Origin of the sequence: Pseudomonas sp. NFACC45 (assembly GCF_900113505.1) — a bacterium.
GTDB classification, from domain to species: domain Bacteria; phylum Pseudomonadota; class Gammaproteobacteria; order Pseudomonadales; family Pseudomonadaceae; genus Aquipseudomonas; species Aquipseudomonas tehranensis.
The window spans coordinates 20588-38322 of sequence record NZ_FOPO01000002.1; the positions used below are offsets into that span (position 1 = coordinate 20588).

Consider the following 17735-nt stretch of genomic DNA (forward strand, 5'->3'; position numbering starts at 1 on the left):
GCACCTCACCAAAGGCCCGCGCGCGGCGGTATGGAAACCTGCTGGTATATGTCTTATGTCCCGTCTTCTACAGGGTTGCAGTCTCTCCGGCTGTGTTGAACAAGTGCCCGTCGGCTTCGCTGCGCTGGCCGCGTCACTGCGCTACCAGGCGACGACGCTGGGCCTGGAACATCGTCCGTCCTACGGCGATCCATTGGCCTGCGGGCTGGGATTCTCCTTTCATCATCCGGACCTTTCGCCGATCGAAGGGATAATTCACGGCTGGCCCGATGGCAGCGCCCACGGCGTCACCGAACATACCGTGCAGGCTGCCTGCGGATTGATGTCGGTGCATGGCCGGGCCAGTGGCAAGGCCCAGGGCTTGGGGCTCGATTATGTATCGACCCTGAGCGCCAGTCTGGCCTTGCAGGGTGCGCTGGCTGCCGCCCTGGGCCAGTTGCGTGGCGGTCGTTTCAATCACGTCAGCAGTTCCCTGGGCGCCGCCGGGGTGCTGGGCATCGGTCAATACCTGGCCGGTGCCACCGCTGCCGACGAGGCCGAGCGCCTGCTCCCCGGCGCGACCTGTTCGAAGAATCGTCCACCGTTCGTTTCCGCCGACGGTGTGCATTTCGAACTGGAAACCCTCGATGCCGAGCCTTGGCGGCGTTTCTGGGCCGCGGTGGGCATCGACGCCGAGCAGGCCGGTCAGGGCTGGAAGGCCTTCCTGTTGCGTTACGCCAAGGCGGTGGCGCCGATGCCGATGGTGTTGCGCCAGGCCTTGGCGCGACTGTCCATGGCCCGTATCAATGCCTTGTGCGCGTTGAGCGGCATGGCTGTTTGCCCGCTGCGCAGCCTCGCCGAGCGGCGTGCCGACGAGGATTTGCCCGGGCAATTGAAACAAGGCCCCTGGGCGTTCGACGGAGGCGTTACCGATGGCCGGACATTGTCCGCGTTGACGTCGGGCGAATTGCCGTTGAACGGTCTGACGGTGATTGAATCCTGTCGCCGGATCCAGGGGCCATTGGCCGGGCACCTATTGGCGATGCTGGGCGCCGAGGTGCTGCGCATCGAGTTGCCCGGTGGCGATCCATTGCGGGCCATGCCGCCCTGCGTTGAAGGCGTATCGGTGCGCTTCGATGCCCTCAATCGACTCAAACAGGTGCGCGAACTCGATATCAAGTCAGTCGCCGGTCGTGAAGAACTCTACGAGCGTGTGCGCCATGCCGACGTGTTCCTGCATAACTGGGCACCGGGCAAGGCCGCGCAACTGGCGCTGGACCGCGCCGACCTGGCACGGATCAACCCGGGCCTGGTGTACGCCTATGCCGGTGGCTGGGGCCACGACCGCCCGGGTGAATCGTTGCCGGGCACCGACTTTGTTGTGCAGGCATGGTCCGGTGTTGGCGAACAGATCGGCCAGGCCTCGGGCACCCCGGGCGGTTCGCTGTTCACCGTGCTGGATGTGCTGGGCGGTGTGGTTGCCGCCCAAGGGGTGACTGCCGCCCTGGTCCATCGCGCCCTCAGCGGTCAGGCGGTGCGGGTCGACAGCTCGTTGCTCGGTGCGGCCAATTTGTTGTGCGCCCAATCACTACAGGACGCAGATCAGCCCCAGGCCAGTCTGCTCAAGGGCGTGTACCCGACCCAGTCCGGCTTGCTGGCGATCGATTGCCAGACTCCGGCCCAGTTTGAACAACTGCGCCGAATCCTCGCCCTGGATTCGCAAACCACTGCGCAGAGGCTGGACGCAGTGCTGGGCAGCGCCCTGTTGTCACAAGCGGCCCAGACCTGGCAACAGCTGCTGGACGCCGCCGCCATACCGGCTTGCGTGGTCGTAGAAGACCTATCGCAGCTGGACCAAGACAGGCGATTGAAGCCGTGCTTAAGCCTGAATGCCTATACCTCGGTCAACGCTCACTGGAGTTTTCGATGAACAACGCAGGCATCATTGATCTGGTTCCCGTTGAGGTTCGCAGTGTCTGGGAACGTGACGGGACTTACCCCAACCGTTCGGTCTACCAACTGTTCCGCGAGCACGCCCAGCGTGAACCGGAAAAATCCGCAGTGCTCTCGCCTGAGGGCACCCTCAGTTATGGCCAGTTACACGGCTATGCCCTACGCATGGCCGCTGGCCTGCGCGCTGCCGGGATCATGCCCGGCGATGTGGTGGCCTATCAGCTCACCAACAGTTGGCGTTGCTGCGCCATCGATCTGGCCGCTGCGGCACTGGGCGCCGTGGTTGCGCCTTTCCCGCCGGGGCGTGGCAGCCTGGACATCCAGGCCCTGGTGCGGCGCTGCGATGCCCGGGCGGTCATCGTTCCGGCCGAGTATGCCGGCATCGATCTATGCCAGGTCGTCGAGGCCCTGCGCCCGACGTTATTGTCGCTCCGGGTGTTGATCGTCGAAGGCAGTTCTCGGGAAGGCTGGTTGAGCCTGCAGGACCTGCTCGAGGCCGAGCCGCTTGTAGAGGCGCAACTGCCCCAGGTTTGCCCCAACTCACCGGTGCGCCTGCTGGTGTCTTCCGGCACCGAGTCGGAACCCAAGCTGGTGGCTTACTCGCACAATGCGCTGGTGGGTGGGCGCGGGCGTTTCCTGCAACGCATTCATCCCGAGGGCGCCACGTTCCGCGGTCTGTACCTGGTGCCGCTGGGCTCATCGTTCGGTTCCACCGCCACCTTTGGCAGCCTGTCGTGGCTCGGCGGGTCGATTGCCGTCTTGCCGCAGTTCGATGTCGCGGCGGCCATCGAGGCGATTGAACAGCTGCGCCCGACGCACATCCTTGGGGTGCCCACGATGCTTCAGCGCATCGCTGCCGATGCACGTCTGGCCGAGGTCGACAAATCCAGCCTGGTGGGGTTGATCTGCGGCGGCTCGCTGATCGACGAAGTCACGGTGCGCCGCTGTGTCGAGGCTTTTGGCTGTGGTTTCATCAGCCTGTACGGCTCGGCGGATGGGGTGAACTGTCACAACACCCTGGACGACGCGTTGGAGGTGGTGTTCTACAGTGTCGGTCGACCGAACCCGGCGGTGTGCGCCATCAAGATTTTCGACGAGCAGGACCAGGAACTGCCCCAGGGCAGCGTCGGCGAAATCCGTGCGCGGGGGCCCTTGAGCCCGATGCAATACGTCAACGCGCCGGAACTCGATGCGCAGTATCGAGACGCCGAGGGCTGGGTCAAGACCGGCGACCTTGGCTACATCGACGCAGACGGTTATCTGATTCTGGCCGGACGCAAGAAGGACATCATTATCCGTGGCGGCGCCAACATCAGCCCGGTGCAGATCGAAACGCTGGCGACCGGTCATCCCGATGTGGTCAGTGTCGCCTGTGTGGCCGTGCCGGACCCGGACCTGGGCCAGCGCGTGTGCATTTGCGTGACCCTGCGCGAGGGCGCGTCGCGCTTCAGCTTGAGTGAGTTGACCGACTACCTGCGCGAGCAAGGATTGGAAGTCAATAAGCTGCCCGAGTACCTGCGTTTCTATAAACAGCTGCCGCTGACGCCGGCGGGCAAGATCGACAAGAAGTCCCTGGCCGCTGAAGTGGCGTTCCTGGAGAGCGGGGCGGGCATCGCATGTTGAGTGCAATAAGAGTCGGTAGCGCTCAGGACGTTGCTGAGCTGGCGTGCCAGGTGCGGCGTTTTGTCGATGAGCGCATTATCCCGGTGGAGGCTGAGCTGGCGGCCGAACCCCGACAAGCCGCCCGGCGCATCGCTGAGCTGAGTGCCCAGGCCCGGGCAGCCGGGTTGTGGGGCAACTTCTACCCCCAGGCCCTGGGTGGTCGGATTGCCAGCCTGCGTGCCTATCTGTTGGTAGCCGAGCAGGAGGGCCGGTCGGAGTACGCGCCGACGATCTTCGGTGACGATGCCACGTTGGATCTGTACATGTTGAGCCGGCATGCCGGCGAGGAGGTCCGCCAGCGCTTTCTCGCTCCGCTGGCGGCGGGGACGCTGGTCTCCAGCTATGGCATGTCCGAGCCGGACAGCATCGGTTCGATTCCGGCGACCCTCAACAGCCACGCCGAGTTCGTTGACGGCCACTGGCGGTTGAGCGGGCGCAAGTGGTTTATCTGTCGTGCCGAGCGGGCGGCATTGGTCACGGTGATTGCCCGCACTGCGCCAGGGCCATTGGAGAGTGGGTTATCGATGCTGTTGGTTCCCACCGACTTGCCAGGCTTTCGCGTGGAGCGACCCTTGTCGATTCTCGGGCGTTTTTCCGGGCAGGGAGAACTTTCGTTCGATCAGGTTCACGTCCCGGCCAGCCATGTGCTGGGCGAGGTGGGGCAGGGCCTGGCGTTGATGCAAGAGCGTCTGGCGTTGGGGCGCGTCCTGCGCTCGGTGCATTGGCTGGGACTGGCCCAGCGCTGCTTCGACCTGATGTGCGCACGGGTCCATTCGGCCCGCGGCGTGCAGGCGCGGCTGGCGGACAAACAATTGGTTCGCCAGCGGGTGTTCCGGGTTTACCAAGGCATTGCCAGCGCCCGCGCACTGCTTCACGACGCCGCCGACAAATACGACGCAGGCGTCGCCAACAGCATCGAGGTGAATATCGCCAAGGTCGCCGCTTCCCAAGCCTTGAGCGAGGCGGCGGACTCGGCGATCCAGATCATGGGCGCCGAAGGCCTGAGCGAACTGTCACCGTTGTCGGGTATTTATCGCACCGCGCGCACCACCCATATCCTCGACGGCACCGACGATGCGCTGGTGAGCGCGGTAGGCCGGCAATTGCTCGACAACTGCGGCGACGCGGGGCTGGACTTCGATTGGCCCTCCGTAATGGGGGGAGCAGGCCGATGAGCGAGCACGCTGCTTCACGGGGCGTATGGCTGCGGCTGGTGCTCACCGCAGCGATGGCCTTGCCGATGCTGATTTTCTACGCGGTCGGCACCCTTGGGCCGCTGATGGTCGCGGACCTCGGTGTGCCGAGCCATTGGTTGGGCTGGCTGATCACCAGCGCGTTCGGTTTTGCCGCCGTGTTGTCGCTGTGGGCCGGGCCGTTGGTCAATCGCCTCGGCACCCGGCGTGCCCTGGCGCTGCTGTTCTGGAGCACGCTGGTGGCGTACGGGTTACTGGCGAGTTTGCCGGGGTTCGGCGGTGTGATACTGGCACTGGCGGCCTGCGGCATTGCCCAGGCGCTGGCCAATCCGGCGACCAATCTGTTGATCGCCGAGCGCGTTGAGCCCCGGCAAAAGGCGGCGGTAGTCGGCTTGAAACAGTCCGGGGTGCAGGTCTCGGCTTTGTTCGCCGGCCTATTGTTGCCCAGCCTGGCCCTGAGCCTGGGCTGGCGGGGTGCTTTGGCCACGTTGCTATTACCGGCGTTGCTCCTGGCGCTGTGGGGACCACGGGTGGCTGCCCGTGAGCATTCGGCTAAACCCCCGGGATTGGCTTTGACTCGACCCAATGCTCGTCTGGCGCTGCTGATGAGCGTGCAACTGTGCGTAGGCATCGTGCTGTCGTCGTTCGTAACGTTTCTTGGAATCTTTGCCGCACAGCAAGGCATGACCGCGCATTGGATCGGCGCATTGATCGCCGGTTTCGGCGTGATGGGCATCGCCGCCCGGGTCGGGCTGACCCCGTTGGGCGCGCGGATGGCCGATGAGTCCTGGTTGCTGCTGTTGCTATTGCTGTTGTCGGGCGTGGCGTTGTGGCTGACCTCGCTGGCCTTGCCCGTGCGCCATTGGCCGCTGTGGGCGGGCGCTTTGGGCATGGGCCTGACGGCCGTGGCGACCAACGCCATCGCCATGAGCATGGTGCTGCGCGATCCAGGGTTTGGTAGCCCGGCGGCGGCAGCCGGGCTGCTGTCGGTGGGCTTTTTTGGCGGGTTCGCCGTGGGGCCTCCGTTGTTCGGTCTATTCCAACGCGGACCTTGGGGGTTCGCCGATGCGTGGCTGCTGTTGATCGGGGTACTCGTGGTGGGCGGTCTGTCGAGCCTGCTGCTGATCCGCCTGCGGCAACGCCATAAAGCGCCTACCGTCACCGGGCTGAGGGCGGTCAAATGAACGTCGCCCAGGCGTGGCAAGAGCCGTTGCGGCTCGACGAGGCCTATCGCGCCATCGCGGCGATCCTCAGACGCATGGATCAGATCCAGGCCTCCTGCGGCGAGGGTTTTCCGTTGTATTGCACGGGGGCTGACAACCAATGGAAAGTCTCGGCTGGTGGTTCCTGGCTGGGCGGTTTCTGGTCCGGACTGTGGTGGTTGCGCGCCCATCGCAGCGCAGTGCGGGGCGATCGTCGGCAGGCCCGCCAGGTTACCGAACGGCTGCGGGATAAGCTCGACAGCGCCACGCACCATCGCAGCCTGATCTTTCATTACGGCGCAGGGCTGGGCGGTGGCTTGCTGGATGACGCCATGGCCAAGGAACTGGCGGAACAGGCGGTGGGGCACCTGGCTCGGGCTTTCGACCCGCTGCTGGGCTGCATTACGCTGGGGCGGGACATGGGTGGCGGCGAGCAGGGGGATCAGCGTCTGAGCATTGACCCGCTGGCTGCCACGCTGCACTTGTTCGCGCGCCGGGCGGAGCCGCGGTGGTTGAGTCTCGGACGTCAGCAATTACAGGCCTCTTTTCGCGCATGTGCCGCTGGCGACGGAGCCTGGAGCAGTCAGGCCCACCATGAAAATGGCGAGTGGCGTGCCGAAGAAAGGCCGGGCGACTGGTCCCGGGGCCAGGCTTGGGCGCTGCTTGGCCTGAGTGTCGGAGCCCGGTTGTACGGCGCACCTTACCGTCAGGACGCCGTGCTGGCCTGTCAGTATTGGCAGCGCAGCCGGGGCTGGGATGTACCGCGCAATCGTCTGTCCGAGAACCAGGGGCCGGACGATCCCTGCTCGGCGGCAATGGTGTCGCTGGCCCTGCAAGGATTGGCGCCACAGATACCGGACGGTGAAATGTTGCTCCAGCACGCCGGTGCGCAACTGGCGGCGATTATTCGCAGTGGCGATTTTCATGAGGGACGTTTTGTCGGCCATTGCTACCGGGTTTCGGCCACTGAAGAGCAGAAAGTGGAGTCGGCCTGTGGCAGTTTTTTCCTGCTGGCGGCATTGCTGGCCTGGACCGGTGAGCTTGATCCAGGCGTCATCTAATCGGCAATCCCTGTAGCCGCCAAGCCTTCGCAGCAAGCAGTGAGTAAAAATTTCCCCCTTTCAGGGCGCTCAATCCCGGTTGCCCGCTTTTTTGCACCTATTCGACCCGTTCCAGGGCTCGCTGGAGAAAGCTGAAATAAACGTTTCAGCTTTTTTTGGGTGTTTTGTCGCTAAAATGAAAATAAATTTCGCTTCCAAATAATTTCACGGCGTTTTTTCTAGCGCAGTCTTGAGGCATTGCGCTTAGGCACAGCCTTTGCTACGGCTCAACAGCGAAGCCACCACAACCGTTGAATTCAATCATAGGAGTCATTTCGCCGCACAGATGTCATCAAGGGGGCGCACGTCATCCAGACGCAAAGGCCAGATCAGAGACCGGTGCAATCGAGGTACTCAGAGAAACAGGGCTCATTAAAACAAAGCAAGGCCGGACCATTGGAATGACGAAGTGATAAAAAATGCCGTGTAGAACGCGGCTGGGAGTTGGCTATGCCCCAAGCTTTTTTTAATGAAATGTATGATGCAAAGGGTGACTGCCGCCCGCACTATCAAGCTTTCTCACGCTGGCTGGCGGACACGCCGCTGGAGTTGCTGGAACAGCGTCGTCGCGAAGCCGATCTGCTGTTTCATCGAGCCGGTATCACCTTCACCCTCTACGGTGACGAGCAGGGCACCGAACGATTGATTCCGTTCGACATCATTCCTCGCAGCATCAAGGCCAGCGAATGGAAGATGGTCGAGCGTGGCTGCATTCAGCGGGTCCAGGCCCTGAACATGTTTCTGGCCGACATTTACCATGGGCAGCGGATCCTCAAGGAAAAAATCATTCCGGCCGAGCAGGTGCTTGCCAATGAGGGTTATCAAATCGCGATGCAAGGCCTGGACTTGCACCGAGGCATTTATGCCCACATCGCCGGTGTCGACCTGGTGCGCGACGGTGACGGCAGTTATTACGTACTTGAGGACAACCTGCGTACGCCCAGCGGCGTGAGCTATATGCTCGAAGACCGCAAGATGATGATGCGCCTGTTCCCCGAGCTCTTCGCCGCCCAGCGCGTGGCGCCCATCGATCACTATCCGAATCTGTTGCTCGACACCCTCAAGAGTTCAAGCCCCCTGGACAACCCGACCGCCGTGGTGCTGACCCCCGGTCGTTTCAACAGTGCCTATTTCGAACATGCGTTCCTGGCCCGTGAAATGGGTGTGGAACTGGTGGAGGGCGCCGATCTGTTCGTGCGCGACGAGCATGTCTATATGCGCACCACTGCAGGCCCCCAGCAGGTGGATGTGATCTATCGCCGCCTTGACGATGATTACCTCGATCCGCTGTCGTTCAACCCCGACTCCATGTTGGGCGTTCCCGGGCTGATCGCCGTTTACCGGTCAGGCAACGTAGTGCTGGCGAATGCGGTTGGCACGGGCGTGGCCGATGACAAGTCGATCTACCCTTACGTCGACGAGATGATCCGCTTCTACCTCACCGAAGAACCGATCCTGAAGAACGTGCCGACCTGGCAGTGCCGCAAGCCCCAGGATCTGTCCCACGTGCTGGCCAACCTGCCTGACCTGGTGGTCAAGGAAACCCAGGGATCCGGCGGTTACGGCATGCTGGTAGGGCCGGCAGCCACAGCGGCGCAGATCGAAGATTTCCGCGCACGCCTCAAGGCCCGTCCTGAAGCCTATATCGCCCAGCCAACGTTGAGCCTTTCCACCTGCCCGACTTTCGTCGAGAGCGGTATCGCCCCGCGCCACATCGATCTGCGTCCGTTCGTGTTGTCGGGCAAGGAAACCCGTCTGGTGCCCGGCGGGCTGACCCGCGTGGCACTTCGCGACGGCTCGCTGGTGGTCAATTCGTCCCAGGGTGGCGGCACTAAAGACACTTGGGTAGTGGAGGACTAAGACATGCTTTCAAGAACCGCTTCGGACCTCTACTGGATGTCCCGCTATCTGGAGCGCGCCGAGAACCTGGCGCGCATGCTCGAAGTCAGTTACTCGCTGTCGCTCATGCCCCAGGCCGGGCGCAGCGATGGGCATGCCGAGCTGGCGATGTCGTTGTTGGCGGCCGGCACGCTGGACGATTACAACGCCCGTTATGACGCGCTCAACACTGAACGCATGTTGCATTTTTTCGCACTGGACGAAACCAACCCCGGAAGCATCTACAGCTGTCTGCGGGCGGCGCGGACCAATGCCCATGCGGTGCGTGGACGCATCACCGCCGACATGTGGGAGAACATCAACGCCACCTGGCTGGAGATGCGCAACATTGCCAGCAATGGTCTGGGCCGCTACGGCATCAGCCACTTCTGTGAATGGGTCAAGGAGCGCTCGCACCTGTTCCGTGGCGCGACGTCGGGAACCATCATGCGCAACGATGCCTATAGATTCATTCGTCTGGGAACCTTTATCGAGCGAGCGGACAACACCCTGCGCCTGCTGGACGCCCGCTACGAAATGTTTGGTGAGGAGTCGGAAGAGGTCAGCGACAACTCGGCACGTGGTTATTACCAATGGAGCGCCTTGCTGCGGGCGTTGTCTTCGTTTGAAGCGTTCAACGAGATCTACCGCAATGCGCCCAACGCCGAGCAGGTCTCGGAAATGTTGCTGCTGCGCGCCGATGTCCCGCGCTCGTTGCATGCCTGTATCGAGGAGCTGGACCAGATCCTCTCCAGCCTGCCGGGCAACAACGGCCGCCCAGCCCAGCGCCTGGCCGCTGAATTGAACGCGCGGCTGCGTTACTCCGGTATCGACGAGATCCTGGCATCGGGCCTGCACCAATGGCTGACCGACCTCATTGGCCAGATTCGCCACCTGGGCCAGACCGTTCACGAGTCTTATCTGGAGGTGGTATGAAACTTTCCATACGCCATGACACGACCTATAGCTATGCCGATGAAGTGTGCACCAGCATCCAGTTCCTGCGTTTGACGCCCAAGGACACTCAGCGTCAGCGCATCCTGCAATGGCACCTGGAGTTGCCGCGCCTGGTGCGCAGCCAGCTCGACCCCTACGGCAATATCCTGCATGTGATGACCATGGACGAGCCCCATGGCGCTCTGGTGCTCACGGCTTATGGCGAGGTGGAAATCCATCAGGCGGTGCAGATGGAGCCGGACAGCCAGTCACCGCTGCCATTTCTGCGCACCAGCCGCCTCACCCAGGCCGATGATGCTCTCGCGGCCTTTGCTGTGGAGCAATGCGCAGCCCGACGTGATCGCTCGGCGCTGACCGATTTGATGAACGGCCTGGCTGCGCGCATGCCCTATAGCCCGGGCACGACCGAGGTCAGCAGTACCGCTGCCGAAGCCTTCGCCGGGGGCGTGGGGGTTTGTCAGGATCATACCCACGCATTTGTGGCCTGCGCGCGCAGCCTGGGGGTTCCGGCGCGCTATGTCTCCGGTTACCTGTGCACCGAAGATGAAAGTCATCTGGCGAGCCACGCCTGGGCTGAAGCCTGGCTGGAAGACGGCTGGTACAGCTTCGACGTGACCAATCGTCTGACCTGTCCGGATCGACATTTGAAACTGGCGGTCGGCCTGGACTACCTCGACGCTTGTCCGGTACGCGGCATGCGCCGCGGTGGCGGGGCAGAGCAGATGCACGCGCGGGTGCAGGTGAACTCAATGGTTCAGGTGCAGCATCAGTAGGCGAGCAAAGTACTGAACCCTGAAGCCCCATCGCGAGCAGGCTCGCTCCCACACTGGATTGGCGGCGGTCATTGGCCTCACCACAACCCGAAATCCCCTGTGGGAGCGAGCCTGCTCGCGATGATGGCAGTACAGTCAACATTGATGCACACGGACTCACCGCAATCGCGAGCAAGCTTTGCTCCCACAGGTGTCGCCCTGGATGCCCTGGCATGGCGCGGCTGCGCTGAAGGATCGCTCTGCTCAGGCAAATGGGCATTTGCGTACGCCGACGTCCTGAACCTGTCATCATCGTGCTTTGCAGTACCCCTTATACAGAGGAACAGCGCATGGACGATGTACAGCAACTAGGCGAGATGCTTCGTCATTACGCAGACAGCGAAGCGCACAAGAAGCAACAGCACGAGGCGCAATCGGCGGTGTGGGCCGCACAGATCGAGGCGTTGTACGGGCAGATCGAGCAATGGCTGGCGCCCGTCATGGCCCCCGGTCTTCTGACACTCACCCGTGAGGCGTATGTGGCCCACGGGCCGAGCGTTCCGGCCGAAACCTCCGACTTCAAGACAGAAAAACTGACCGTGTCCATCACCGGCAAACCGGTGGAGTTCATACCGGATGTAATGGGATCCGGCGGGCAGATCTCCCTGGCGATCATGGGGCTGACTGCAACACGTTACGGCAGTATCTCGCTGGTTTGCCTGCCGCCTTCATTGCAGTGGCAATGGCGCCGCACCAACGGGTTGAAAGATCCGGATACTTTTACCTTCGACGCGGACTTCCTCGCGCAGCAATTACAGAGCCTGATACCCCGCGAGCGCGGCTGAAGGCGGTGGCGAGTAAAGGGCTTGCCCAATGACTTCTTCCTGTCGGAGCAGGCAAAACCGCGCCCATTGGCTATACCTGTAATTCCCGGCCCCGTTTCGTGTGGCTTACAGGAGTGACAGCATGAAGTTTGCGTCAATGATTGGCACCGTGTGCATGGCCTCGCTTGCCCTGGCGGGTTGCTCCAGCAAGATCACCCAACCGGATGAGTACTCCGGTTTTCTGGGTGATTACAGCCGGCTCAAGGAGGAGAAATCGCCGTCGGGGGCCGAAGTGATGCGCTGGGTCGATCCCACGGCAGACCTGAGCAAATACACCAGCCTTTACGTCGAGCCGACACAGCTTTACCCCAAGCCGCAGCCGACCGTGAAGATCCCCCAGGCCACCTTGTCCGGCATTACCGGTTATTACGATCAGGCGCTCAAGCGGGAAGCGGGGAAATCCCTGCCCTTGGCGACCGGGCCAGGACCGGGGGTGTTGGTGATGCGTGCGGCCATCACCGCCGTCAGCAGCAAGACCGAAGGCCTGAAGCCTTATGAAGTGATTCCGATCGCGCTGGTGGCGGCCGCGGTCAGTACCGCCAGCGGCATTCGCGACCAGGAAACCACCTTGGGCACTGAAGCGGTATTCCTCGACGGCGGCAACAATGCAGTGGTCGCCCAGGTGGTGCGTAAGGGCACGGGTAAGCCGTTGTCCAACGAGGCCCAGGTGATGAAGCCCGATGATGTCAAAGGTGTGATCGATGGTTGGGCAGCGGACTTGCATCAGTCGTTTCTAAAACTCAAGGCTAAATAGCGCACAGGCGTCGCTGTAGGCGCTGGCGAAGCCGGCGATCTTTCGCTCTAGACTCAATTGGCAGGGGAAAGATCGCAGCCTCGTTGCACTCGATAGTGCCTACGCCGCCAAGCCATGACTTTTTATGTCCAACCATAGGTCGCAGAACCATTTCATGGTTAACTCCGGCCTCACCATTTTCAAACCTGTCAGAAGGAATCCGTTCATGGCTCAAGTCACCCTCAAAGGCAACCCGGTTCAAGTCAACGGCCAGTTGCCACAAGCCGGTTCCAAGGCGCCAGCCTTTTCCCTGGTAGCCGGCAATCTGTCCGACGTTTCTTTGAAGGATTTCGCCGGCAAGCGCAAAGTGCTGAACATTTTCCCAAGCGTCGACACCCCGACCTGCGCCACCTCCGTGCGCAAGTTCAACGCCCAGGCCAACGAACTGAGCAACACTGTGGTGCTGTGCATCTCGGCTGACCTGCCGTTCGCCCAGGCGCGTTTCTGCGGTGCCGAAGGCCTGGAAAACGTCCAGAACCTGTCCACGCTGCGCGGCGCTGAGTTCATCGAAAATTATGGCGTGGCGATTGCTGATGGCCCGCTCAAAGGCTTGACCGCCCGTGCCGTGGTGGTGCTGGACGAAAACGACAACGTGCTGCACAGCGAACTGGTCAAGGAAATCGCTGAAGAGCCGAACTACGACGCTGCGCTCGCTGCTCTTAAATAACGCTCCTGTAATAACGTTTTTATTACAATTGTTAACGGCCTGGCCACGACCAGGCCGTTTTCATTTGTGCTTCAAGACCTTAGCCAACTACGCGATAGGTAAGCCCAAGGTAAATTGCCGGTAAAGGCGCTTTGCTAAATACCCGCCAGTGCTTATCGTTCAGCCTCCCGTAAAAGAAGCCCACGCGCCCAATGGTTGATCATTCCATGCAATCCTCTGTTTCCCACAAATCCCGTCGCTGGCTGTTTGGCCTGGTCGTCGTATTGATCGTCGCGGCGCTGGCCTGGAAGTTCTGGCCCGCCGGTACGGACCAAAAGCCCGGAGCAGGGCAAAAAGCGCCTGCTGAGCAGACGGGGCGGTCGGGCGGGATGCGACCAGGGTTTGGGGGGGCGACAGGGCCGGTACCGGTTCGGGTAGCGCCGGCAGTCACCGGTGATTTTCCGCTTTACTACAAGGCGTTGGGCACCGTCACGGCCCTCAATACCATCAACGTGCGCAGCCGGGTGGGTGGCGAGCTGGTCAAGATCGCCTTCGAAGAAGGGCAAATGGTCAAGGCCGGAGACCTGCTGGCTGAGATCGACCCGCGTCCCTACCAGAACGCCTTGCTCCAGGCCGAAGGCACGCTGCTGCAGAATCAGGCCCAACTGAAAAATGCCCAGGTAGACCTCGAGCGTTATCGTGGCCTGTATGCCGAGGACAGCATCGCCAAACAGACCCTCGATACCGCCGCCGCCTTGGTGGGCCAGTACCAGGGGACGGTCAAGACCAACCAGGCGGCGGTCAACGACGCCAAGCTCAATCTGGAGTTCACCAGGATCCGGGCGCCGATCTCCGGCCGGGTCGGGTTGCGGCAACTGGATGTTGGCAATCTGGTGGCCGCCAACGACACTACCGCGCTGGCGGTCATCACCCAGACGCAACCCATCAGCGTCGTGTTTACGCTACCGGAAACCAACCTTGATACCGTGCTTGACCGCTATCGCAGCGGGGCGAAGCTGCCAGTGGAAGCCTGGGACCGTAGTGACCTGAAGCTGCAGGCCAGCGGTGTGCTGCAAAGCCTGGACAACCAGATCGACATCACCACCGGCACCCTGAAGTTCAAGGCTCGCTACGATAACCGCGACCAGTCGCTGTTCCCCAACCAGTTCGTCAATGTGCATCTGTTGGCCGACACCCTCAAAAATGTAGTCCTGGCGCCGACCGCTGCGATTCAGTTCGGCACCAACGGCACCTTCGTCTACGCCCTGGATGGCGATAAAAAAGTCACCATCAGAAAGCTGAAGATCGGCGCCAGCGACGGCGAAAACACCGTAGTCACCGAAGGCCTGGCAGCGGGGGATCGGGTGGTGCTTGAGGGCACCGATCGCCTGAAGGAAGGCAGTGAGGTCGATGTAGTCAACGACAGCCAGGACGTGCCCACCACGCCGACCGAACACCTGCAGGGCAAAACGGCGGCGGCCCCGGCTGAACCGGCCGAGGCCGACAAGGCGAAAAAGGGCGGCGCATGAACCTCTCGCGTCTGTTCATCCTTCGCCCGGTCGCCACCACCCTGAGCATGCTGGCCATTGTGTTGGCGGGTCTGATCGCCTATCGGTTGTTGCCGGTGTCGGCATTGCCCCAGGTCGATTACCCGACCATCCGCGTGATGACCCTGTACCCGGGCGCCAGTCCCGACGTGATGACCAGCGCCGTGACCGCCCCCTTGGAGCGACAGTTCGGGCAGATGCCGGGCCTGACGCAAATGGCGTCTACCAGCTCCGGCGGCGCGTCGGTGATTACCCTGCGTTTTAGCCTCGACATCAACATGGATGTCGCCGAGCAACAGGTGCAGGCGGCGATCAACGCAGCCACCAACCTGCTGCCCAATGACCTGCCGGCCCCGCCGGTGTACAACAAGGTCAACCCGGCCGACACCCCGGTGCTGACCCTGGCGATCACCTCCAAGACCATGCTGCTGCCCAAGCTCAATGATTTGGTAGACACCCGCATGGCGCAGAAAATCGCCCAGATCAGCGGCGTCGGCATGGTTTCGATCGCCGGCGGCCAGCGCCAGGCCGTGCGGATCAAGGTCAATCCCGAGGCCCTGGCAGCCGCAGGTCTGAACCTGGCGGATGTGCGCACCCTGGTCGGCGCCTCCAACGTCAACCAGCCCAAGGGCAACTTCGACGGACCGACCCGGGTCTCGATGCTCGATGCCAACGATCAGTTGACCTCGCCCAAGGACTACGCCGAGCTGATCCTCGCCTATGCCAACGGCGCTCCGTTGCGCCTCAAGGATGTCGCGCAGATCGTCGATGGCGCCGAGAATGAACGCCTTGCCGCCTGGGCCAACGAAAACCAGGCCGTGCTGTTGAACATCCAGCGCCAGCCGGGGGCCAACGTCATCGAGGTGGTGGACCGGATCAAGGCCCTGCTGCCAAGCATCACCGACAACCTGCCGGCCGGCCTGGACGTGACAGTGCTGACTGACCGCACCCAGACCATTCGCGCTTCGGTCACCGACGTCCAGCATGAACTGCTGATCGCCATCGCCCTGGTGGTTATGGTGACGTTCCTGTTCCTGCGTCGGGTCAGTGCCACGATCATTCCGTCGGTGGCTGTACCGTTGTCGCTGATCGGCACGTTCGGCGTGATGTACCTGGCCGGTTTTTCCATCAACAACCTGACGCTGATGGCCCTGACCATTGCCACCGGTTTCGTGGTGGACGATGCCATCGTCATGCTGGAAAACATTGCCCGCTACATCGAGGAGGGCGAAAGCCCCATGCAGGCCGCGCTCAAGGGCGCGAAGCAGATTGGCTTTACACTGATCTCACTGACGCTGTCACTGATCGCGGTGCTGATCCCGTTGCTGTTCATGGCCGACGTGGTTGGACGCTTGTTTCGCGAGTTCGCCATCACCCTGGCGGTGGCGATCCTGATTTCCCTGGTGGTGTCCCTGACCCTGACGCCGATGATGTGTGCCCGGTTGCTCAAGCGTGAGCCCAAGGAGCAAGAGCAGGGGCGTTTCTACCGCGCCAGCGGCGCCTGGATCGACTGGATGATCGCCGCCTACGGGCGCAAGTTGCAGTGGGTGCTCAAGCATCAGCCGCTGACCCTGCTGGTCGCTGTCGGCAGCCTGGTGCTGACGGTGGTGTTGTACCTGGCCGTGCCCAAGGGTTTTTTCCCGGTGCAGGATACCGGTGTGATCCAGGGAATTTCCGAGGCACCGCAGTCGATTTCCTTCGCTGCCATGAGCGAGCGTCAACAGCAACTGGCCAAGGTGATCCTGGCCGATCCGGCGGTGCAGAGCCTGTCTTCCTACATCGGCGTGGACGGTGACAACGCCACGCTCAACAGCGGCCGGCTGCTGATCAATCTCAAGCCCCACAGCGAACGGGATGACAGCGCCACCGAAATCATTGCCCGCTTGCAGCCACAACTGGATCGGCTGGTGGGCATCCGTCTGTTCCTGCAACCGGTGCAGGACCTGACCATCGAAGACCGGGTCAGCCGCACCCAGTACCAGTTCAGCCTGTCTTCGCCGGATGCCGAGTTGCTCAGTCTCTGGAGCGATCGTCTGGTCGAAGCGTTGGCCCAGCAGCCAGAGTTGACCGACGTCGCCAGCGACTTGCAGGACAAAGGGTTGCAGGTCTACCTGGTGATTGACCGCGACGCCGCGTCTCGCCTGGGCGTATCGGTGTCCGACATTACCGATGCCCTGTACGACGCCTTTGGCCAGCGGCAGATTTCCACCATCTACACCCAAGCCAGCCAGTATCGGGTGGTGTTGCAGGCCCAGGCCGGGGAGCGCATCGGGCCGCAGGCGCTGGATCAGATTCACGTCAAGACCAACGATGGCGGCCAAGTGCGGTTGTCGAGCCTGGCCCGGGTCGAGGAGCGTCAGGCGCAGTTGGCCATTGCTCACATCGGCCAGTTCCCGGCGGTGATGATGTCGTTCAACCTGGCGCCGGGCGTTGCCCTCGGGCATGCGGTTGACGTGATCGAGAAAGTCCAGCAGGACATTGGCATGCCGGTGGGGGTGCAAACCCAGTTCCAGGGCGCGGCCCAGGCGTTCCAGGCCTCGCTGTCGAGCACCTTGCTGCTGATCCTGGCGGCGGTGGTGACCATGTACATCGTCCTCGGTGTTTTGTACGAGAGCTACATCCACCCGATCACGATTCTCTCCACATTGCCCTCGGCGGCCATCGGGGCCTTGCTGGCGCTGATCATCAGCGGCAATGACCTGGGCATGATCGCGATCATCGGCATCATCCTGCTGATCGGCATCGTCAAGAAAAACGCGATCATGATGATCGACTTCGCCCTCGATGCCGAACGCAACCAGGGCATGGACCCGCAGACGGCCATCTACCAGGCCGCGCTGCTGCGTTTCAGGCCGATCCTGATGACCACCCTGGCGGCCCTGTTCGGTGCGGTGCCACTGATGCTCGCCACCGGTTCCGGCGCCGAACTGCGCCAGCCTTTGGGGCTGGTGATGGTGGGGGGGTTGTTGGTGAGCCAGGTGCTGACGCTCTTCACCACGCCGGTGATTTACCTGTATTTCGACCGCCTGGGACGCCGCTTTGCCAAGCCTGATGGGCAAGAGGTGCGGGTATGACAGCGACGGATTACAGGCAAGAATCAACGCCCGAGGGCTTGAAGCCGGGGGGCTTTTTGTGGCGAGGGGATTTATCCCCGTTGGGCTGCGCAGCGGCCCCTTTGGTGAGCGCTGC

13 protein-coding genes are annotated in these 17735 nt (G+C 62.2%); all 13 read left to right on the plus strand.

Annotated features, from left to right (window positions below):
• Positions 1 to 55: 55 nt before the first annotated feature.
• The 13 genes from BM132_RS03005 to BM132_RS03065 all read left to right on the plus strand — a co-directional run bounded on the left by BM132_RS03005 (position 56) and on the right by BM132_RS03065 (position 17620).
• Positions 56 to 1909, plus strand: a complete 1854-nt coding sequence (locus BM132_RS03005; protein WP_092453132.1) for a CoA transferase — start codon at positions 56 to 58, stop codon at positions 1907 to 1909.
• Positions 1906 to 3555, plus strand: coding sequence for a class I adenylate-forming enzyme family protein (locus BM132_RS03010; protein WP_092453135.1), 1650 nt, complete (start codon positions 1906 to 1908; stop codon positions 3553 to 3555). The genes BM132_RS03005 and BM132_RS03010 overlap by 4 nt, the downstream gene beginning before the upstream one ends.
• Complete coding sequence (locus BM132_RS03015) at positions 3549 to 4769, plus strand: acyl-CoA dehydrogenase family protein (protein ID WP_092453138.1); 1221 nt, start codon at positions 3549 to 3551, stop codon at positions 4767 to 4769. The genes BM132_RS03010 and BM132_RS03015 overlap by 7 nt, the downstream gene beginning before the upstream one ends.
• A complete protein-coding gene (locus BM132_RS03020) occupies positions 4766 to 5971 on the plus strand; it encodes an MFS transporter (protein WP_092453141.1) in 1206 nt (401 codons plus the stop codon). Before BM132_RS03015 ends, BM132_RS03020 begins: the two co-directional genes overlap by 4 nt.
• Positions 5968 to 7050: a glucuronyl hydrolase gene (locus BM132_RS03025; RefSeq protein ID WP_092453144.1), complete on the plus strand. Its 1083-nt coding sequence runs from the start codon at positions 5968 to 5970 to the stop codon at positions 7048 to 7050. The genes BM132_RS03020 and BM132_RS03025 overlap by 4 nt, the downstream gene beginning before the upstream one ends.
• Before the next feature lie 489 nt (positions 7051 to 7539).
• Entirely contained in the window at positions 7540 to 8949 is a 1410-nt protein-coding gene (locus BM132_RS03030; RefSeq protein WP_092397808.1) for a circularly permuted type 2 ATP-grasp protein, read from the plus strand.
• Positions 8950 to 8952: 3 nt separating this feature from the next.
• A complete protein-coding gene (locus tag BM132_RS03035; protein WP_047226611.1) occupies positions 8953 to 9903 on the plus strand; it encodes an alpha-E domain-containing protein in 951 nt (316 codons plus the stop codon).
• Positions 9900 to 10697 (plus strand): transglutaminase family protein, encoded by a 798-nt coding sequence (locus BM132_RS03040; protein WP_092453147.1) that lies wholly within the window; start codon positions 9900 to 9902, stop codon positions 10695 to 10697. The genes BM132_RS03035 and BM132_RS03040 overlap by 4 nt, the downstream gene beginning before the upstream one ends.
• A 329-nt stretch (positions 10698 to 11026) precedes the next feature.
• Entirely contained in the window at positions 11027 to 11521 is a 495-nt protein-coding gene (locus tag BM132_RS03045; RefSeq protein ID WP_092453151.1) for a hypothetical protein, read from the plus strand.
• Between the two features lie 121 nt (positions 11522 to 11642).
• Entirely contained in the window at positions 11643 to 12314 is a 672-nt protein-coding gene (locus BM132_RS03050) for a DUF3313 domain-containing protein (RefSeq protein ID WP_047226606.1), read from the plus strand.
• A 205-nt stretch (positions 12315 to 12519) separates the two neighbouring features.
• On the plus strand, positions 12520 to 13020 hold the full coding sequence (gene tpx, locus BM132_RS03055) for a thiol peroxidase (RefSeq protein WP_092453154.1): 501 nt from the start codon (positions 12520 to 12522) through the stop codon (positions 13018 to 13020).
• A 191-nt stretch (positions 13021 to 13211) separates the two neighbouring features.
• A complete protein-coding gene (locus BM132_RS03060) occupies positions 13212 to 14528 on the plus strand; it encodes an MdtA/MuxA family multidrug efflux RND transporter periplasmic adaptor subunit (RefSeq protein ID WP_092397818.1) in 1317 nt (438 codons plus the stop codon).
• Positions 14525 to 17620 (plus strand): MdtB/MuxB family multidrug efflux RND transporter permease subunit, encoded by a 3096-nt coding sequence (locus BM132_RS03065; protein ID WP_092453157.1) that lies wholly within the window; start codon positions 14525 to 14527, stop codon positions 17618 to 17620. Before BM132_RS03060 ends, BM132_RS03065 begins: the two co-directional genes overlap by 4 nt.
• Positions 17621 to 17735: the final 115 nt, after the last annotated feature.